Here is a 21,062-nt window from a genome sequence, read left to right as displayed (position 1 = left end):
TCATGCTTTAGATGAATCTGTAGTATACTAATAGAGTGGCAAGGTGCCAGACAAATAGAACAGTTGATGTCAGTTTGAAAGGTCTAAAACAACTAAGTTATGAACAATGTCGAACTTTTTACCGATTCCATCGCTTCCGTGGTTAACTCTAACCGTATCCTTTATACAGCATCATCCTTTGCGCGTTCGTCGCTTCTTCATCTTCAGGAAATTGGAGAATTGGAAGCTAAGAAAGGCCATACATCAAGCAGACTCGGGCTCACGTCTTATCTGTTTTTTATAGTTACTGATGGTTCAGGAGTACTACTATATCAAGATAAGGAATATGCATTATCAAGTGGCTCATGTGTGTTTGTTGATTGTAGTTTTCCTTATTCTCATACAACTGATCCATGTAATCTCTGGACTCTCAGATGGATCCATTTCTACGGACCAACGGTAAGTTCTGTTTATGAAAAGTATAAAGAGCGCGGCGGGCGACCGGTGTTTGTACCTGAAGATGTAGAGAGAATAAATACTCTTTGGCAGACAATCTTCAGCACAGCTGCAGGAACGGACTATATGAGAGATATGCTGATAAATCAGCAATTATCAGAACTCATGGTTTACATCATGTCGGAATCATGGCATCCAGAGAATCAGGAAGATTTGCCAAAGAAGAAATCGTTGTTGGTAAATGTTAAGAGCTTTATTGATTTCAACTATTCAAACAAAATTACACTGGATGAGCTTTCAGAGCAGTTTTTTATTAATAAGTATTATCTGTCCAAGAGTTTCAAGGATCAGTTTGGTCAATCAATCTCCTCATATATCCTGTCGGTACGCGTTACTAAAGCAAAGCAGCTCCTCAGATTCTCGGAAAAGAATGTGGAAGAGATAGGATATGAGTGTGGCTTTGGAGCACCACACTATTTCAGTCAGCGCTTTAAGGAAGTTGAGGGTGTACCGCCAAGTAAATACCGGGAGCAGTGGTGAGAACCATTGCTCTCGATTTTTATTTCTTTTTCCAAAAAGCCAATATATTGTAAGTGGAAGCCTATATTCTGAATTCAAACTGCTACGGTGAATGGGTAATATTGTCACTATCAGTGGTTACTGCGAAGTTTTGCAGAGAAGTTTTTAAGAGTATGCGACCACTGTATTTAATGTAAGAGAATTTTTCATTTCGGAGGTTGAATCATAATGAAAAAAGCACTGATAACAGGAGTAACAGGCCAGGATGGATCATATTTATCTGAGTTCCTGATTGAAAAAGGATATGATGTGCACGGCATAATACGTCGTTCATCGGTGGATTTTCGCGAGCGTATTGCTCATCTTGAAGGGAATCCCAGATTTCATCTGCATTATGGAGATTTAGGTGATACATCATCTTTGGTTAAAGTTATCGGTATGGTCAGACCTGATGAAATATACAATCTGGCAGCACAGAGCCATGTCCAGGTTTCTTTTGACTCTCCCGAGTTCACAGCAGATATCGATGCAACTGGTGTTCTTCGCATTCTCGAAGCAGTGAGAATCACAGGGTTGGCTGCTACTTGCCGTATTTATCAGGCATCTACGTCTGAGCTTTACGGAAAGGTTGAAGAAGTGCCACAGTCTGAGACAACACCGTTCCATCCATATAGCCCTTATGCCGTAGCAAAGCAATATGGTTTTTGGATCACAAAGGAATACCGCGAAGCATACAATATGTTCTGTTGCTCGGGTATTCTGTTTAATCATGAGTCAGAGAGACGTGGAGAGACGTTTGTAACAAGGAAAATCACATTGGCAGCAGCTCGTATTGCACAGGGTAAGCAAGATAAACTGTATCTTGGAAATCTGAGCTCTTTACGTGACTGGGGCTATGCAAAGGATTATGTAGAATGCATGTGGCTGATTCTTCAGAATGACAAGCCGGAAGATTTTGTAATTGCAACTGGAGTACAGCATAGTGTTCGTGAATTTGCAACGCTGGCATTCCATCATGCAGGCATCGAACTGGAATGGCAGGGCGAAGGTGTGAATGAGGTTGGTGTGGATAAGGCGACAGGACGTATTTTTGTAGAAGTCTCAGAAGATTTCTATCGTCCTACAGATGTGGTCAACCTTTGGGGTGATCCTTCAAAAGCTAAACGTGAGCTTGGATGGAACCCAACAAAGACTTCGTTCGAGGAGTTGGTACGTATTATGGTTGAACATGATATGAAAAAGGTTGCTGTAGAAAGAGCTGAAGAACATATGGCAACAAATCTTGAAGAATATCTTGAAAAGGGTGTGGTGAAGTAAGATGAGTAATACAGTAATTCCTATGGAGAAGAATGCTAAAATTTATGTGGCCGGTCATCGCGGGATGGTCGGATCTGCGATAGTAAGAGAATTGGAGCGTCAGGGATATCATAACCTTGTGCTCCGTACGCACAAGGAACTGGACTTAACTCGCCAGGATGCTGTGGAGGAGTTTTTCGGAACGGAAAAGCCTGAGTACGTTTTCTTAGCGGCTGCTAAGGTTGGTGGAATAATGGGTAACGCTACTGCTAAGGCTGATTTCATGTATGACAATATGATTCTTGAGATGAATGTTATTCACTCTGCATGGCAGAATGGTTGCAAGAAGTTAGAGTTTTTAGGCAGTAGCTGTATTTATCCAAGACTTGCACCACAGCCCATGCCGGAGAGCTGCTTGTTGACAAGCTCATTAGAGGAGACAAATGAAGCATATGCACTGGCAAAGATAAGCGGATTGAAATATTGTGAGTATCTGAATGGGCAGTACGGTACAGATTACATATCGGTTATGCCGACGAACCTTTATGGTCCAAACGATAATTATCACCCGGGACACAGTCACGTATTGCCTGCGCTGATTCGTCGTTTTCATGAGGCAAAGGAGTCAGGAGCAGAGAGTGTTACTTGCTGGGGCGATGGTAGTCCATTGAGAGAATTTCTATATGTAGATGATCTTGCAAATCTCTGTGTGTTCCTTATGAATAATTATAGTGGTTCTGAAACAGTTAATGCTGGAACAGGCAAAGAGTTGACCATTAAAGAACTAACAGAGCTTGTGGCGAAAGTTATAGGTTATGAAGGTCGTATAGAGTGGGATGCAAGTAAGCCAAACGGTACTCCAAGAAAGCTTCTTGATGTGAGCAAGGCGAAAGCAATGGGATGGACTTATAAGACTGAACTTGAGGATGGTATAAGGTTGGCTTATCAAGACTTTTTGACAAATCCAATGAGGGCAGAGAGATAAGAGTGGTATGTATTAACATGATAAGGACGCTTGTAATAGTGCATATCGATACAGTTTTAGTTGTCGGGTAGGTTGTACTGGTTGTACATTAGTATGTAAATTGCAAGATTACTTCCGTTGCTGATAATGCGTTCAAGAAGAACAAGACTATAACGAAGGTTGTTATTGGGAAGAATGTGAAGAAGATTGGTAAGAAGGCGCTCTATGGATGTAAGAACCTTAAGACCATTGTAGTAAAGGTCACAAAATTTACCAAGAACCGCGTTTGCAAGAAGGCATTTAGCGGTTTGGCTAAGGAGGTTGTCGTTAAGGTACCTAAGAGCAAGGTGGAGAAATATAAGAAGATCTTTACTGAGAAGGGACTGCCGAAGAGCGGGACGGTAGTGGAGAGATAAATAAGTCGTTTTGATTCAACTCGGTGGCAGCGTGTGTAGGCTGTTTGCCGAGTTGAATTTGTATGAGGGTGAGGGGGATGACTGAGACATAGGTTTAAGACGGATTTTGATATTGAAAGAATATGAGAGATAGTAAGCGTCAAATAATCCGCTTACAGTTAAGCTATAAGTATGATATTATTTTGTTAAGAGTTGATAATGTTAAATGCTTAGGATGGAAGGAGCTTATGCAAAAAAAATTGTTCTGCAATATTGATTTATTGATAAAGGGTTTTGAGGGATATGACAATATGCAGATTGTTAAATTTAGGGATACGGTTCTTGATATGTTGAACAAACTTGCTCTGTTAAATAATAGGGTGATTTTTTTGAGTCGAAATCCAGAAAAGGTCAATAAGGCAAAAAAATTTTGCGAAAAGAGAGGGTACGATAAATTTGATTTTATATCTCGAGAGGTAGCAAGGGACTTTATAAATGATCATTCAAAGGATAGCAATGCTTTCGTGATGATAGGTACTAAGGATGTTGATTTTCAGTTGGCTGTTAACAACAAAATACTTTTAATTGCTCCGGTATGGCTTCCGATAGAAGCGAAAGTCGGGAAGTATGGGGTTCAAGTTGGAAATCCGAAACAGTTACTTCAACTTCTGTCTATAGTTGTAAAAAATGAGAACTGGTACGCTGAGATCAACGTTGATTCTATATCAAAATGCATTGCCTTATATGATGCACGAACAATGGTGGGTGGGGTGAATGAAAATGAAAGGCAAATGCTATGTAACTTTCAGAATCTTTTGAAACAAGGAGCCAGCAGAAATTATTATCAAATTCTCTTGTATTATTTCCTGGCCAACATGACAAGAGATAAGACATTTGATAACATTACAATATTTGGGGTTGTTCCTTCGTCAAGTGGCAGAATCAATCCGGAGTTATATGGATTTGTTGAGCAAATTAGATTTATCAAGAAAGTTATGTTGCCGACTGGATTGAAAGATTTTTCAATGAAAGAACAGAACTTGCTTGTTCGTCATAGGTCAAAGCCTCAGCAACATGGTGGAAGTCAGAGAGGTAGATCTACAATAGGCGGGACTCATGAGTTTGAAACTTTATGTTTAAACGGAGCATATAAATCAAAGATTGAAAAATTAAGGGCTGAAGGTAAGCTTAACATTTGTATATTCGATGATTATATGAATTATGGAAATGGTTTTAATGCTATTCGTTGTCTTCTAGAGTATATTGGTGCGAATAAGATAATATTTGTGTCGATGGGATTATTTCGCCAAAGCTTTTACAAGAAGGATTATATTATTACGGGTAATGTCTTTGCTCCAGGTTATGGATATGAGCTTGTAAATCAAGAGATTTTGAATAATTATCAAATCTGTTTCGCGGCGAAGCAGGAGATAGATTATCTGTATGAAGTGTATAACCCGAGATCATGATATACAGATTAAGAATATTTATGAGAGTTGACAATCTTAAACTCTTATAGTACTTTTGCGATCAGGAGACATATATAAATGAGTAATCTGGCAGAACAATTATATTTTTCGAAGGAAGCAGCAGAGTATTTGGGAATAACCGTGCAGAGGCTTAATAAACTAGTGCAGGATGGGAAAATTAAACCATTAAAGAAGAATTCTTCCGGCACAGTTTATCATATTGATGAGTTAAACAAGAGAAAAGAAGAATTGAGAATATTTACAGAAGTGAGACAAGGGGAGGATAAAGGGATGTTTAGGTTTGACACAAAAGAAAAAATAGAAGCACTTAATTTTGCTACCCTTATGAATGCCTTGAATTATACAGAAAAAAAGCTTGAACCATTATTTGATGAGTTTTCAAAAGATCATGCTATTGATGTGTTGATGGACTCTGAGGATGCATATAAGGCTTATGCAGCTTTCTTTAAAATTGATCCTTTTTATCTTTTCGATGAATATAAAAAAGCATATAAGGCTTTTCTAACATTAAGAGAAAATGATGAAATAATTAAAAGAGGAAGTTATGATTATCCTCCTTTATTAATGCAGACAAAAGACGCCCCTAGGTTCTTATATATTAGAGGAAAGAAGTCATTGCTTTTTGAAGAGAGGACGGTTGCGCTTGTTGGTTCAAGACAGGCTTCTGAAAATGCAAAGTCCAATACAAGAAGCCTAGCAGATGCTCTTGGCAAAAATGGAATAACGATTGTCTCAGGATTGGCTAAGGGTATTGATATTTCAGCTCATGCAGAGGCTTTGCGGATGGGGTTTAATACAATAGCTGTCATTGGAACAAATCTGAATCAGTATTATCCATCTGAAAATAAAGAGGTTCAGCTTGAAATCGAGAGAAAGGGACTGGTTGTTTCTCAGTTTTCACCTGCGAGTAAAACGGAAAGATGGTTTTTCCCTTTAAGAAATGGCGTTATGAGTGGATTATCATTAGCAACAGTCATAATGGAAGCAGGGGAGACCTCTGGTGCTCTTAAACAGGCGGATTTTGCGTTAAAGCAGGGAAGACAGATCCTTATTCCGGAATCCGCTTTGCATTTGGAAACAGTAACCTGGCCGGCTAAATACGTAGAGCGCGGGGCAATTCCTGTCAGAAAGCCATCAGATGTGTTGGAGCGCCTTGCGGAAAATAACATTTTTCAGGTTAAGAGGGAAGAACCTGTACAACAGACATTGGTGGATTATCTTGAGGATCTAGGAAAAACAGCAGAGCAGGAAACAAAGAGCTTCATTTCAGAGTGGAATGATCCTATATTGGTTGAGGACTGAATATGTATCGGTGCGTTACACAATTAAAGGGCTTGGTTATTGATGCAGATAGCTTTTATAATGTCAGTAAATCAAGGTGGAAAGAACTAACTGAAAATTTCAAGTGCGTGTTTATAACATCTGATAAAGAAAATAAGATAGAGTATGAAAAGTTATATTCTGAAAAGAATGTTTTATATTTACCAGGTTATTTGAAATTGTTTGCACCTAGCAGCGCATCTCATGCAAAGGTGTTGGATATGCTAGCGCTCAGGACTACTGAGATAGCATATATTACGAAAGAAACGCGATTCCTTGACAATGCTTTGAGCTTTATGAGCGGTGTTGTATGGGTGACGGAGGAAGTAACTTATCAGGAAGCAAGCCGTGCTGCAGATCTTATATGCAGTGGCTTTGATGCGCTTGCAGCTTTGCTGAAAAAAGGAACAAAGGGATTTCTTGGTGAGGTAGTTGTTTACCCTGATTCTGATAGGGAAGGACTTATAATACCGGTAAAATTTAATGTGGATGGAGAAACATATTTAATGTGCATGCTGGGCAGATATTTCGGGTATTCTCATTATATGAATCAACTTCATCCGTATTCAACTGCCATCATCAGAAATAAGAGCAAGGGGAAGGCCTACGGAGTATACAATAGAGTATTTTTAAGCCTTTATAAAACGACAATAAACACGTTAAAGCGAAATCACAAGATAGATATGATTTGCTCTGTACCGGCAAGACCAGGGCAGGAGGACCGCTTCAAAAAAATCATAGAAGAACTTGCTAGTGATAATGAAATTGAAAATCTCAATGCATCTTTTAATTGTATAAGTAATTATCCTATACAAAAAGCTTCATCACAAATGGAGCGCGAATCAAATGTGAAAGATGCATTTGTATTGAGTAATAGAATTGATGGTGCAACTGTAGTTTTGATCGATGATATTGTTACAACTGGTTCTACACTTAAGGCATGTATTCGTGAACTTAAGGCAAAGGGCGCAGGAGAAGTTATATGCATTGTACTCGGAATTAATCAGTTGGGAGGAACATATTGGTCTTCTGATGCACCTGAGTTATACTGTCAGGATTGCGGCAATAAGATGAAAATGATGGTGAATAGCAACGATGGATCATTTTTTTATAGCTGCTTTGGACCAAATTGCAGAGGGGTGAGTTTTAGAGAGGCCAAGAGACGGATACAGACTCAGGTTGAATGTAGAATTGATGTAACTGAGAAAGATTATATCTTATAATCTTTAAGCGTCTAAAATCGGACGCTTAAGGCAATAGAAATCATCTGCGTAAATGACGGATCTACGGACAAGAATCAAGATATACTAAATAAATATTCTGACATTGGTGCCTGTCACTGTTAAGGAAATGTTAATAACATATGAACAAACATATGTTTGCATTTTTGTTGACAGGCATTTTCTTTTGAGGTATAGTTCATATAATTGAAATATAAAACATAATATCGTAGGGGGCTGCAACGATGACAATAAGCGAAAGAATCTTTGAGAGGTTGGCTCAATTATCCATGACACAGAAGGAGTTTTCCGAGAAAACGGGAATACAACCCAGTACCATTAGTGAATGGAAAAAGAATAAAACAAATCCCTCATCCGAGAAAATTATGCCAATATGTGAGGCGTTAGGGGTAACACCTGACTGGCTTCTTTCGGGAATAGATCCGGCGGGAAGCAGAGAAGAAAGCAGGGATTATTATACTGTGAAAAAGGATACTGATATGGGGAGACTTATCGCATATTATAATCGGCTTGAGCCTATGTTTCGCGAAAGAGTTATGGGGTATGCCGAAGCGTATGCCGGACTGGATGCAGACACAGAAAAAGCAGGCGGAAATGAGGGAACGTAATTGTCAAGACCAAAAAGGAATTGGTATCCCGGGGCAACCTATCATGTTATGAGTCGGGGGAACAGAAGGCTTACCCTTTACAAAGATGATGATGATTATCTGTTATTTCTTGAAGGAGTAAGTCGTACAAAGGAAATATATCCATTTAAGATTCATTCGCTGTGTCTTATGACCAATCATTTTCATATGGCTATAGAAACCAGCGATAAGGAGCTGTGGAAGATAATGCAAAGGATTCTTCACCCATATGCGATGAACTTCAATAGAAAATATCATTATACAGGGCATTTGTTTGAAGACAGATATACGGCATGTCTTATTGAAGATGAAAGATATTTTCTTGAGGTGAGTAGATATATTCATCTTAATCCTGTAAAGGCGCAGATGGTAAGAGAACCTCTGAAATATGTGTTTTCAAGCTATGAATTGTTTATGGATAGTGAGGCTCCAATTAAGGGGAAAAGTCAGAGTAAATGCAGAGAGCTAATTGCAGATCTTGTGGATACATCCCGTGTACTTGCCTGCTTTCGCAATAATCCACATGAACAATACAGGATGTTTGTTGAGGGTAAGATTTCTCATGCAGAACAGGAGATGCTGATTCAGAAGGACATGAAAGAAGATGACACAATCACAAGAAACTCCACCACTAGTGGCGGAGAAAGTGGCGGAGAAGGTGGCGGAGTAAGTGATGGAGATGATAAAGTTCAGATTATCATAGCATTCTGTGATGTTCCGCATTCAAAGCCAGAGATTCAGAAGGTCCTAGGAATAAAATCAGAAAGATATGTCAGAGAAAAGCTAATTAACCCTCTTTTGAAGGATGGAAGGCTCAGAAGGACAGAACAGAAACTTAACAGTAAGAACCAAAGATATGTAAGTACAAAGAATGAGGCTGAACGAATACAGGCTATAATGGATAATAATCCGGTATTGGCTATGAGTCCTGGTGATTTAAGAAGCGAAGGTAAAAGCCTGGAGGAATATTTAAAACGGTTTACAAAAAAAGAGGAAGCCTTTTACAGAAACTACTATTTCGATGAGATGTAAAGGATTATTTTTCAGTGGATATTATGAACGTAAAATTGAGAGTAGAGGAATTACATAATCAGGGATTGTGTGTTGATGAGATTGTTTCTAAGCTTGAGCTTCCTTACGATATCAATAATATCGTTTCACCAATTAACCAAGGTCTAAAGTTGTCATATGATGAATCAAAGATTATAGCACAGCTCAGGCAATGGAAGTATGAGGAATCATTACCTGCGGATATACGTGAGAAGTTTTTGATTTTAAAGGCTGAATATATGGTGTATGCTGAAACATTGGTACCGTGTGCTGTTAACAGAATCTGACAGGTAAATGTGAACTTCCGCGGTAATTAACTCTCGGCAGCCAAAATGAGAGTATAAAAATGCTGAAAAAGCCAGGTTTTATGCGGACTTCACTTGATTTTGAGTGGGAAACCTGGATGAGATGGTGAACCGTCTTGTCGGGAAGGATGCAGGATTGTTCCTTGATCTTGCGACCTACAGTATCCTTACTGAGAATAATGCAGGACAGTATTATCCTGACTATGCTTACAGACATCCACTCTTTACAAAGGGCATGCATATATACAGCGATTCCAAGGTATCCTCTTTCCTTGGGCAGGATATGACAGATGCCAGGATAGCATTTCTTAATGAATGGAATGCGGGCAGAGATCACAGGCAGAAGATATATGTTTCATATGATTCTTCTAACAAGCACTGTCAGGCAGGTGATATAGACCTTGCTGAGATCGGTCATGAAAAAGACAAGCAGGATAAACCAATCTTCAATTATGCCATAGCCTATGACAGGAACAATAATGAACCTCTTTTCTATGAGGATTATCCCGGCAGCATCAATGATGTTTCACAGCTCCAGTACATGCTGGAAAAAGTGGAGGGATATGGCTACAGAAATATAGGATTCATCCTCGACAGGGGATATTTCAGCGAGACAAACATTCACTACATGGACCGACATGGCTATGGATTTGTGATCATGGTCAAGGGCATGAAGGACCTTGTGAGTGACCTGGTTTTAAAACATAGAGGCAGCTTTGAGCAGAGCAGGGCTAACAGCATAAGAACTTATAAAGTCAATGGAATGACAGTTAAGATGCAGCTGTTTCCATCTGATGAGAAGGACAGATATTTCCATATATTCTACAAGGACAGAAAGCATGCAGCAGAAAGAGAGAATGTAGAAAGAAAGATAGACAGGATAGTTGAATTCCTTGAGAAGAACAGGGGCAAGAAGATCCCGCCAAGTCCTAACATCGAGAAATACTTTGACCTTGAAATGATAAATAAGGGCAAGGAGGATGAACGTCTGGTCACATGGCGTGAGCGTACGGATGTCATAGACAGGGAGATCGTACTCTGCGGATACTTTGTCCTTATCACATCAGAGTCAATGACAGCAGAGGAAGCAATAAACCTGTACAAGAGCAGGGATGCTTCCGAGAAGCTTTTCCGTGGCGATAAGTCATATATGGGAGGCAGGGCAGAAAGGGTATATGGAAATGAATCCCTGGAGACCAAGCTTTTTATAGAATTCATAGCTCTCATAATCCGCAATAAGATATATACATGCCTTAAGGATGAGGTGAAGGAGAGTGGACAGAAAGAGAATTACATGACGGTTCCTGCAGCTCTAAAGGAACTTGAGAAGATAGAGATGATAAAGTCTTCCGACAGGACATATCGGATAGATCATGCAGTAAGTGCAACCCAGAAGACCATACTGAAGGCATTTGGAATGAATGCTGCAGACATAAAAACTATGGGAAAGGCGTTAAGTGATGATCTGAAGAATGCCAATACCACTAACGGAGCAAAGGAGGACTGACATGGCAAGGATAAGTTTAGAAGATAAGATAAAGAAGCAGGAAGAAGCTGTATTTAAGGCTAAAGATAAATATGAAGCAGAGCTCGAGGAGCTGGACAGGCTCCTGACAAAGCGAAGGGAGCTTGAGAGCAAGGAGCTTGTAAAAGCTTTCGAGAAGAGCAAAAAGTCACTGAAGGAGATCCTGGAATTCATGAATGGGAACGAAGATGAAGAAGATTAGAAAATATCAACCCTGTATGAAGAGTTATTTTGAGGGTAATATCCGAAAGTGGCAACGAGAGTTAAAATGATAGGAAGTTCACATACAATTATCATACCAAATAACAGCTTGTTTTTCAAATTAATCTGGACATTTTGTCGGATTTATATTATTATTGTATAAGAGGAATTCCTCGAATTAGGTATTAACTAATATGCAAATAGTACAAAAAGTAATATTTGAGGTGAAAAATGGATAATAGGTATAGCGTTAGAATTATGCGTTCGGAGATTAATTACTTGAAGAATGTAAATTTTGGCGAAATTACTTACATAAATCATGGAAGCATAAATACCAATGGAAAAGCAGATAAAACAGATGTTGTGGGTATTTATGGACAGAATGGCTCTGGGAAAACTGCTTTGGTAGAGTCACTTGATATACTGAAGTATGTATTAATGGGAGTGCCAATTCCCTATGATTTTGCCGGCATCATCTCAAAAGAAGAACAGACAAAGCTTGTTACTGACTTTTATATAGAAACAAAGCAGTCCAAGTACAAAGTACAGTATGCCGTCTATTTACGTGTGAATGAAGAAATCCAGAAAATTGAGATTATTCGAGAGACACTTGTCTATTGGTTAAGAGGGTCCGCTTGGAAAAGTGAGCGTGATATTGACTTTGAAAATCCAAACTATGATGCAGTAGATCTTTTGGATCAGGAGGATTTAACAGTAAAATCGAACCATGCAGCTAAACTCAAATCAATTCCTTTCCTGTGGGCAATGCAGAAGCTCGCATTGATTTGCTCTCAACGTCATATTTCCGTATTCTTTAATACGCTTGTTTCCGATTCTTGTAAGTCAATGAAGTCTGACGAAGAAGCCATTAATTTCAGCAATATTATTCATGGTCTTATGAAATTTGGAATGGTAGACCTAAATGTAATACGTATAGAACAATTGGGACAGATCAATTCAAATATTGTAATCCCAATTAATGGCAGAAGCACTACAGAAAATACAATCACTCAGTCTAGGGTTACTCTTTACATCGCAGGTGAATCAGACATAGACAAAGAACTCTACGATCAGGTTACAATGACTATAGATGCAATTAATACTGCATTGAAATCAATTATTCCTGATCTGCAAATTGAGCTTGATAAAACTGCAGAATTTGAAAAACCAGATGGAAAAAAAGCGTTTAAAGTTAACATATATTCAAAACGAGGCGGAAAGAAGTTTCCTTTCAGATATGAATCTGAAGGTATTAAGCGAATCATTTCAATCCTTAATTATTTAATATCGGCATTTAACGAATCCAGTGTTTGCCTCGTGGTTGATGAGCTTGATTCTGGTATTTTTGAATACTTACTTGGAGAGCTATTAGGATTAATGCATAAGGAGATGAAGGGTCAGCTTATTTTTACATCTCATAATCTGCGCATTCTCGAGAAACTCGATGCAAAAAATATCATATGCTCAACGACCAACCCCGATAATAGATATATCAGAATGGTGGGGATAGAAAAAAATCACAACAAACGTGACTACTATATCCGCGCTCTTACAGTCGGAGGACAAAAGGAAGATTTATATGACGAAGATGATTTAATAGCAATGGGTTATGCGTTCAGAAAAGCTGGGAATCCCAATAATAGAGTGACTCTCCAATTTTCTCCACAATTTGAGGAAGACCTTCATAAAGCAAACTAATAGGGAGGTTTCGAAATGGGAGAAGCAAAGAAAACTGTTTTGTTTATTGTCGAGGGTCCATCGGATAAGACAGCCCTCGAAAAAATTTTTAAGAAGATTTACAGAAGATCTAAAAACATTGTTTTCAAATTCACAAATGGTGATATATCAAGTGATCCAGATGTTGATACGAAAAACGTTGAAGATAGAATATACGATGTTATAGACAGGTTTATAAAAGATCAGAAGCTTCAAAAAAGTGACATTTTTCAAGTGGTACAGATCTTTGATACTGACGGAACATTTATTCCTGATTCAACCATTTTTGAAGGGGAGACTTACCGATTTGTTTATCAGGATGATGGCATTCATTGTAAAGATATTGAAAAAGTTAAAGAACGAAATAATAAGAAGTCAGGAATCATAAGCTTTCTTTTGTCCATGAAGGATATAAAAGGTCTGCCCTATGAAATGTATTTTTTGTCATGCAATCTTGATCATGCCCTATACAACGAACGCAATCTTGATGCAGATAAGAAACAGGATTATGCCGATGCTTTTTATGAAAGATTCATTGGCAAAGAAGAGAAATTTATTGATTTTCTAAAGGCTGATGTCGTAAATGGCACTCCGGACTCCTTATCTGGTTCTTGGAGTTATATCAAGGAGGATTTGCATTCTATAGAGAGGCATACTAATCTTCATGTATACTTCATACAGCATCCTAGGCCAGATGATTTGCTATAAAATAAAGGTCGCAATGCTCTAATATGTTAGGGGTTGCGACCTTTTCAATATGTTATCCGATGGAGAAGAGGTTATTGTTCCAGAGTCGCTTTCAGAGGCAACTCCGTATAGTAATTATACCGCGCATGGTAAGGTGCGAAGTCAGGAACGAGATGTACTCAAGTATTGGAATAATAGTCATATCAGATTGGCGGCAGTAGGATTCGAGAACCAGACGGATGTGGATGATGATATGCCTATCAGGGTTATCAATTACGATGGAGCAGGATACTGGGCGCAGTTACGACCTTCAGCTAAGAATAAACGCTATCCGCTAGTATCCCTTGTGTTATACTATAGCTATGAGAAGTGGTGGAATAAGGCAGTATTACTTGTTCAGGAGATGTTAAGTTTGATGAGCGCTTTGACTGATGATAACAGGTTTGTTGAAACATATGAGCAAGTAAAGGGAAGGGAGCGTGTAAGTATGTGTAACGTTCTGGATGAGATAGAAGAAAAAGGTATTGAGAAGGGAAAGACATGTGCTAAAAATGAAGACGTTAAAAGTCTAGCTGAGTATCTTATGAAAGAGAAGCTTGATTTGTCATGGGAAGAAGCAGTTAAGATGGCAGAGGAAATACTTAAGAAGTGATCTGAATGAAGGAGTATAGTGATAAAAACAAAATCTAATAATTCAAATATAATTCTTTATCTTTATATCATTGCATTTGCCCTCTCGACTATTCCAGCTTTTTTTCTGTCTGCTCCGCAGGTGGAGGATGCGCTTGGAACCATGGGAGCTGCAGCTTATCTAACCGGGCATGACTGGGGAGATATCTTGGTTGAAAAGGGGTTCTTCTATAAATATGGGCAGACTATTTATTTCCTTCCAATATTTTTGCTAATAAAGAATCCTGCTATTCGTTATAAGTTTCTTCTAATGGCAAATAGCATTGTTACTGCATTTATTCCTGTCATTATATATAAGCTGAGTACAAAGCACCTGAAAATGGCAAATGAGGATGCGGTTTTCATATCCCTTATAACGGGGTGTATGCCGGGGACGCTGCTATATGCCAAGCTTACCTGGGCTGAGCCGGTGCTTTTTCTTATTCCCTGGTTGATTATTTTGACTGTCATGGAACTTGAAGGGATAGTAGCTGCCTTACAGAATGTCAGTTCATCTGAATCCGATGAACCTAAGGGGAGGCTTTTAAATAAGCAGAGACTTCTTAGCGCATTACTTGCATGGGTCAGTGTATACGCATTTATGTGTCACCAGCGCGGAATAGTTATAGTTCTTGGGACAGTACTTTTTCTTATCATTTTTAGAATAAGTAGAAGAGTACAACTAATCCATCCGGTAATGTTTATCATCAACCTCGCTTTGGCACTGATTCTCGACAGGGTATTTAATGCATGGTTAAAGCTATATGTGTACAGAGGAGAGCTCCTTAAGTATAACCTTCTTTCATCCTTTTTTGACTTAGAAATCTACCGTAAAATGTTTTCGGCTAAAGGGCTTCCGGTCCTATTAAAATCAATAATGGGATGGTTATTCAATAGCGCGGCATCCGGCATAGGGATAACGCTTCTAGGCCTTGTAGTATGTGCTATGTGCGGATTCGGTCTGAAAAAGAAAGGGTTCTTTTCACCAAAGCTGCAAAATATTTGCCTACTGGGAAGCATATTTTACTTTGGATCATTTCTGCTTGGCTTATTATTCTTTTTTGAAACGGCTTATGGTTACTGGTATGGAACAGCAGTAGAACGAAGCGACCATCTTGTTTTTGGTAGATATCTTGAGAGCACGCTTCCTATTATGCTTTTCATAGGTTTTTATGCACTTGCAAGGATATCTCAAGATACAGAAACTATCGATTCGGCAGATAGAAAGAATAAACTGCTAACTCCCTTGTCAGCATCTATATTTGCTGCATTGACGATTTTCTTTGCTCTTGTAATTGCACCTGTGATGTCAGGAGTTGACAGCTATGTCCATTCCATCATGTCAATGAATATCTGCTTTGATATGACAGGAGTTAAGCTCACCAGAGATGTGATCTCGAATTTGCCATCAGCACTCATAATCTTTGGAATTATAAGTTGGCTCCTATATTTGTTCATCATCCTTGTTTTTAATAAAAACAGGAGAAGGCTTGCGTATCTGACAATATGCGGACTTTATCTCTATATTTATTTTAGAAGCATTGCGGACATACTATACCGCGTAGACTCATATTCCCTGACAGATTATGCACAGTATTATCTCACACACTGACAGGGCCAGATTTAGACGAAGAATAATTTACTAATTGCCATTTTACAAAGATTAATCGAAGTGAATGATATACAATAAAAATATCATTAGAAGGGATTGATAAAATGAGCGATAAAATTTTAGGAATGGTGGGGCGTACTCAGCCTCTTTTTGAAGGCGATATAGCGCGTCTTGAGGGTGAGCTTACAGAGATTATAAAGAGTTCGAGATTTCTTGTGATAGGCGGCGCAGGTACTATTGGTTCTGCTATCTGTCGCGAGATTTTCAGGCGCGATCCCGAGGTTTTGCATGTTGTTGATATAAGTGAGAACAACATGGTTGAGCTTGTTAGAGATATCAGATCATCGGTGGGTTATGGCAGCGGTGAGTTTGCAACCTTCGCCCTCGACTGTGGAAGTGATATTTTCAAGGCGTTTATCAATGCGCAAAATGGCAGAATAGGCGGATATGACTACATCTTTAATACATCTGCGCTTAAGCATGTAAGGTCTGAGAAGGATCCATATACGTTAATGAGGATGATTGACACGAATATCTTCAATACTGATGTGACTATGAAGATGGCGTATGAGATGGGTGCTAAGAAGTATTTCTGCGTGTCTACTGATAAGGCTGCCAATCCCGTGAATATGATGGGTGCGTCAAAGCGAATAATGGAGATGTTTCTTAATCGCAGAAGTGAGGAGATGCCTGTTTCTACTGCAAGATTTGCCAATGTGGCATTTTCAGACGGAAGTCTCCTATATGGTTTTAATAGAAGAATTGAGAAAAATCAGCCGCTTGCAGCTCCTTGTGATGTGAGAAGATATTTTGTTACTCCCAAGGAGTCCGGTGAACTGTGTCTGCTTTCGTGCCTTACCGGTGAAAACAGAGATATCTACTTCCCTAAGCTGGATGAGGAACTTAATCTTGTTACCTTCAGCAGTATTGCTGAGAAGTACTTGGAGAATCTTGGGTATGAGCCCGTGCAGTGCGCTACTGAGCAGGAGGCAAGGGACAGGGTTGCGGAGCTCAAGGCTCAGCGTAAGTGGCCTGTGTATTTCTTTAACAGCGATACCACCGGTGAGAAGGATTTTGAGGAGTTCTACACGGATAACGAGATTCTTGACATGGATAGATTTGAGTCCATCGGTATCATCAAGAATGAGCTTAGCTATGATAGCAAAAAGCTTGATGACTTTTCGCGCCGGATTGAATCTATGAAGGCTGCCGGCAGCTGGGAGAGAGGAGAGATCATCGATCTTTTCAATGAGATGATTCCTAACTTCAATCACAAGGAGACAGGAAAGTTTCTTGATGGTAGAATGTGATATAGCGGTGTTTTCGTATTAGGGGCTTGGAGATTACATTGTTGATCGTCGAAGACACCTGCCTTAGAGAAGAATTTATGCGGGGAGCAGTTTTGTATGGGGAATTTTTATAAGAACACGAAGCGTTATTATGCGCGCGTGCTTTTGATTCTCATGGCGGATATTCTCAGCGTGGTCATATCTTATGTGACCGCGCTGCTTGTGCGTTTTGATTTCAAATATAGGGAGATTCCCGGGTTATATAAGGGGAATATTCTCTATCTATTGCCACTGGCGGTTGTGATCACGGTGGCGGTTTATTATATTTTCCGGCTTTATCACAGTATATGGCGATTTGCATCTCTGGCGGAGGTTTACCGCACGATGCTTGCTTATTTTGTGCTGGCTGTTGTTATGTTTGCTCTAAACAGGGTGGATCGTTTCAATATCCCCAGGAGTTGTCTGTTCATCGCTATCATTCTGAATGTGATTCTCTGTCTGGGAATCCGGTTTTCATACAGAGTTGTCAAGGGTAGTAATGGGCGGTTCTTTGATATTGGTGTTGCGGCAGATGTTAAGCGGGATAATGTCATGGTCATAGGTGCCGGGAACGCAGCAAGGGAGCTTCTTACAGATTTGAAGCTTGTTAAGACCTATAAAGTGAGAGTGCTGGTGGACGATAACGAGACCACCTGGGGCAGATACCTTCAGGGGGTGAAAATCGGCGGCGGTAGAAATGATATTCCTAAGCTCTGCGAGAAATATGAGATTGACAGGATTATCTATGCGATTCCCTCTGCACCTGTAGAGGACAGAAGAGAGATTCTTAATATATGTAAGGATACCGGCTGTAAGCTGCAGACGGTGCCCGGACTTTTGCAGATTGTTTCAGGTGAAGTAAGTGTTTCCAAGCTAAGAGATGTTAACATTGAGGACCTTCTTGAGAGGGATGAGGTCAAGGTTAATAATTCCGAGATCTTTTCATATATTAAAGATAAGGTTGTTATGGTCACAGGTGGAGGCGGTTCCATCGGATCCGAGCTTTGCAGGCAGATTGCGGCAGCTGAACCGAAGCAGCTTATTATCTTCGATATTTATGAGAACAATGCTTATCAGATAGAGCAGGAGCTTAAGAGGACTTACCCGGAGCTGGATATTCAGGCACTTATTGGTTCTGTCCGCAATACCAGTAGGGTTCGCAGTGTGCTTAAGGAGTACAAGCCGGATGTTATTTTCCATGCGGCTGCGCATAAGCATGTGCCTCTTATGGAGAAGAGTCCGAATGAAGCGGTCAAGAACAATGTGATGGGTACGTACAAGACTGCTCTGGCAGCAGGTAATTACTGCGTAAAGCGTTTTGTTATGATCTCGACGGATAAAGCGGTCAATCCTACGTCTTTGATGGGCGCTACTAAGCGTATCTGTGAGATGATCATTCAGATGATGGACAGGAAATATCCGGATACGGTTTTTTCTGCTGTAAGATTTGGTAATGTACTGGGCTCTAACGGTTCTGTTATTCCGCTTTTCAAGGAGCAGATTGCAAAGGGCGGTCCTGTAACAGTTACCGATAAAAATATCGTTCGATTTTTCATGACGGTTCCTGAGGCTGTATCTTTGGTGCTTCAGGCAAGTTACTATGCAAAGGGCGGCGAGATTTTTGTCCTGGATATGGGAAAGCCTGTGAAAATCGATGATATGGCGAGGAACCTGATTAAGCTGTCAGGACTTCGGCCTGATGTGGATATTAAGATTGTTTATACCGGTCTTCGTCCCGGCGAGAAGATGTATGAGGAGATTCTCATGGATGAAGAGGGTAAAAAGAAGACTGCCAATAACATGATTTATATTGGTAAGCCAATAGAGATGGATGATGAGCTGTTTTCAAAGCAGCTTGAGGAGCTTGATGCCGCGTCCAAGAAGAATGACAAGGATATCAAGGCTCTTGTGGCGAAGGTGGTTGATACATATCATCCGGATGGGGGAAAAGAGTAATTTGAATAAAAAGAATGTGACAACTGCGGAGGCTATTCATGGATACGGAGAGATTGTGGCATTCTTTTTTCTTGCTGCGATGCTTTTGGTTCTGCCGTTTTATTATCGTGACGGATATGCGGATATAGCAAATGCGAAGTATGAGGCATATAAGAGAATAGCGATTGGCTTCATCGTCGGTGGCGGAACGTTTGCGGTTATTGAGACTATCTGTAGGAAGGCAGAGAATCTCGGAAAATTGCCCGCACTGCCTATAATCTGTCTATTTTTACATACTCTTTCCAATATTGTATCGTTTGTTTTTTCTGTGGATAGAGGTGTTTCATGGGTCGGAAACGGTAGCTGGCATATGGGGCTGCTTTCACAGATTCTTTTTCTTGCGACGGCGCTTCTTGTGTATTATTACTATCGCGATAATGATTTTATTTGGGCTTTTGCTGCTCTTGGCGCAGGCCTTACAAGTGTTCTGACAATTCTGAACAGATTCGATATTTATCCATTGGACATGGGAAATAAATACCCGGGATTTATCTCAACCCTCGGACAGACCAACTGGGCAACTATGTATATCGCGTGCCTTATGGGAGTTGTGATGGGATGGTATACATTTGAAGAGGATTATCTTCGCAGGATGATAGTTCTTGCGGTAAATGCTGTGGTTTTCATGGGAGCCTGGGTTATCGGAAGTGACACTATTTTGCCTGTCATGGCGACAGAGCTTTTTATAATGTTTGGCGTATGTGCGAGAAGTAGAGAGATGACAAGAAGATTCTCATCTCTTCTTATAGTGTTCGGCGCTGTAACCGAAGTGGTCTGGCTCTTGGTTTTTGTACTTTTTCATGATCTGTTCGTGTTTGTTGATGAAGGAGATGCAGTGAATTCGCTGCTTAGAAGGCATGCCGGGATATATGTGATAGCGGCGGCTGCAGTGTTGTGGGGGATTTCTCGAAGTAAAGAGAGTGGGGATGGCGCTGCTAGTAGAAAGTCGCTGGCGAAAAATGGAGACATGGCTGTCATTAGCAATGCTGATAGTTTATGCGAGATGCTAACAGCTTCTTTCAGAATCATGCTCACTATTTTGCTGGCATCATTAGTCCTTATAATACTAGCCATGATCCTGGTCACAAACGCTCCTGAACATGCCGGTTTTCTTTCAAACATCCGCATGCTTAGATTCGATTATGACTGGGGAACACACAGAGGCCTTAACTGGCGCTGCGCTGCAATAGGCTTTAAGAGGCTACCGTTTTTCAGAAAACTTGTAGGAGTGGGCCAGGGCGGATTTGAGTCCTATATATATTCGTTCACGGATTTTTCCCAGGCTCTTGCTGATATGTACGGGAAGTACAAGCTTAAAGTAGCGCACAATGAGTTCTTAAACTTCCTTATAGAAAATGGATTATTGGGATGCCTGTCGTATATGGCTTTTCTTGGCACTTCCTTTGCTTCTTTGTGGAAAAGAGCAGAGCAGGACAGGCTTTCCTTAATGGCTCTTCTATCTCTTGCCGGTTATATGGCTTGTGCAATTTTCTTTTTTCAGCATGTGTATGCGACTTCGTTCATGTATTTGTTCGTTGTAATGGCACTTTCCAAGAATAAATGAAATTTTATGGGCAATTTGACTCGTTGACAACGGGGGCTCTTGAATGCATACTTAAAGGTGGACTTTTAGCATAAAATAGAGATACTAGGTGTTTTCATAAAAATGTTAAGTCGGTAGGAGTAGA

General features: G+C 39.9%; 19 protein-coding genes and 1 pseudogene. All 20 read left to right on the top strand.

The genetic code is table 11. From position 1 onward, the window contains the following. Positions 1-99 precede the first annotated feature (99 nt). The 20 genes and pseudogenes from G586_RS0111975 to G586_RS0111885 all read left to right on the top strand — a co-directional run bounded on the left by G586_RS0111975 (position 100) and on the right by G586_RS0111885 (position 20,938). Positions 100-975, top strand: coding sequence for a helix-turn-helix domain-containing protein (locus G586_RS0111975; RefSeq protein WP_035773165.1), 876 nt, complete (start codon positions 100-102; stop codon positions 973-975). Between the two features lie 204 nt (positions 976-1,179). After that, entirely contained in the window at positions 1,180-2,271 is a 1,092-nt protein-coding gene (gmd, locus tag G586_RS22855; RefSeq protein WP_051204762.1) for a GDP-mannose 4,6-dehydratase, read from the top strand. Positions 2,272-2,293: 22 nt separating this feature from the next. Next, the gene (locus G586_RS0111965) at positions 2,294-3,235 is read left to right on the top strand and encodes a GDP-L-fucose synthase family protein (protein ID WP_026527948.1); all 942 of its coding nucleotides are present in this window, start codon (positions 2,294-2,296) and stop codon (positions 3,233-3,235) included. Positions 3,236-3,342: 107 nt separating this feature from the next. Further along, positions 3,343-3,630, top strand: a complete 288-nt coding sequence (locus tag G586_RS0111960; RefSeq protein ID WP_081674338.1) for a leucine-rich repeat protein — start codon at positions 3,343-3,345, stop codon at positions 3,628-3,630. Between the two features lie 122 nt (positions 3,631-3,752). After that, positions 3,753-5,078 (top strand): hypothetical protein, encoded by a 1,326-nt coding sequence (locus tag G586_RS0111955; protein WP_155834123.1) that lies wholly within the window; start codon positions 3,753-3,755, stop codon positions 5,076-5,078. 78 nt (positions 5,079-5,156) lie between these two features. Beyond that, the gene (locus G586_RS22850) at positions 5,157-6,401 is read left to right on the top strand and encodes a DNA-protecting protein DprA (protein ID WP_051204761.1); all 1,245 of its coding nucleotides are present in this window, start codon (positions 5,157-5,159) and stop codon (positions 6,399-6,401) included. A 191-nt stretch (positions 6,402-6,592) separates the two neighbouring features. Next, positions 6,593-7,642: a phosphoribosyltransferase family protein gene (locus G586_RS0111945; protein ID WP_207640724.1), complete on the top strand. Its 1,050-nt coding sequence runs from the start codon at positions 6,593-6,595 to the stop codon at positions 7,640-7,642. A 30-nt stretch (positions 7,643-7,672) separates the two neighbouring features. Beyond that, positions 7,673-7,765, top strand: a pseudogene (locus tag G586_RS27640) (glycosyltransferase); the annotation flags it as partial. Positions 7,766-7,884: 119 nt separating this feature from the next. Then, positions 7,885-8,268, top strand: coding sequence for a helix-turn-helix domain-containing protein (locus G586_RS0111940; RefSeq protein WP_026527944.1), 384 nt, complete (start codon positions 7,885-7,887; stop codon positions 8,266-8,268). Beyond that, complete coding sequence (locus G586_RS26995; RefSeq protein WP_242832009.1) at positions 8,269-9,318, top strand: transposase; 1,050 nt, start codon at positions 8,269-8,271, stop codon at positions 9,316-9,318. A 23-nt stretch (positions 9,319-9,341) separates the two neighbouring features. After that, positions 9,342-9,623 (top strand): hypothetical protein, encoded by a 282-nt coding sequence (locus G586_RS0111930; protein WP_026527943.1) that lies wholly within the window; start codon positions 9,342-9,344, stop codon positions 9,621-9,623. A 103-nt stretch (positions 9,624-9,726) separates the two neighbouring features. Then, a complete protein-coding gene (locus tag G586_RS22840) occupies positions 9,727-11,148 on the top strand; it encodes an IS1634 family transposase (RefSeq protein ID WP_155834121.1) in 1,422 nt (473 codons plus the stop codon). Position 11,149: 1 nt separating this feature from the next. Next, positions 11,150-11,368 carry a hypothetical protein gene (locus G586_RS0111920; RefSeq protein WP_026527942.1) on the top strand — a complete coding sequence of 73 codons (219 nt, stop codon included), beginning with the start codon at positions 11,150-11,152 and terminating at the stop codon, positions 11,366-11,368. 278 nt (positions 11,369-11,646) lie between these two features. Further along, positions 11,647-13,065, top strand: coding sequence for an AAA family ATPase (locus G586_RS25640; protein WP_242832008.1), 1,419 nt, complete (start codon positions 11,647-11,649; stop codon positions 13,063-13,065). Positions 13,066-13,080: 15 nt separating this feature from the next. Continuing rightward, positions 13,081-13,791, top strand: coding sequence for a hypothetical protein (locus G586_RS0111910; protein ID WP_026527940.1), 711 nt, complete (start codon positions 13,081-13,083; stop codon positions 13,789-13,791). A 49-nt stretch (positions 13,792-13,840) separates the two neighbouring features. Then, a complete protein-coding gene (locus G586_RS25000; protein WP_026527939.1) occupies positions 13,841-14,422 on the top strand; it encodes a hypothetical protein in 582 nt (193 codons plus the stop codon). Positions 14,423-14,440: 18 nt separating this feature from the next. Beyond that, complete coding sequence (locus G586_RS0111900) at positions 14,441-16,051, top strand: hypothetical protein (protein WP_026527938.1); 1,611 nt, start codon at positions 14,441-14,443, stop codon at positions 16,049-16,051. A gap of 104 nt (positions 16,052-16,155) precedes the next feature. After that, positions 16,156-17,361 (top strand): UDP-N-acetylglucosamine 4,6-dehydratase, encoded by a 1,206-nt coding sequence (locus tag G586_RS0111895; RefSeq protein WP_026527937.1) that lies wholly within the window; start codon positions 16,156-16,158, stop codon positions 17,359-17,361. 96 nt (positions 17,362-17,457) lie between these two features. Beyond that, on the top strand, positions 17,458-19,335 hold the full coding sequence (locus tag G586_RS0111890; protein ID WP_026527936.1) for a polysaccharide biosynthesis protein: 1,878 nt from the start codon (positions 17,458-17,460) through the stop codon (positions 19,333-19,335). A 1-nt stretch (position 19,336) separates the two neighbouring features. Then, entirely contained in the window at positions 19,337-20,938 is a 1,602-nt protein-coding gene (locus tag G586_RS0111885) for an O-antigen ligase family protein (protein WP_035773163.1), read from the top strand. Positions 20,939-21,062: the final 124 nt, after the last annotated feature.

This window comes from Butyrivibrio sp. VCD2006 (genome assembly GCF_000423925.1).
Lineage (GTDB): Bacteria > Bacillota > Clostridia > Lachnospirales > Lachnospiraceae > Butyrivibrio.
Note: the sequence above shows the minus strand (reverse complement) of the source record. Positions and strands in the feature narration are given on the sequence as shown.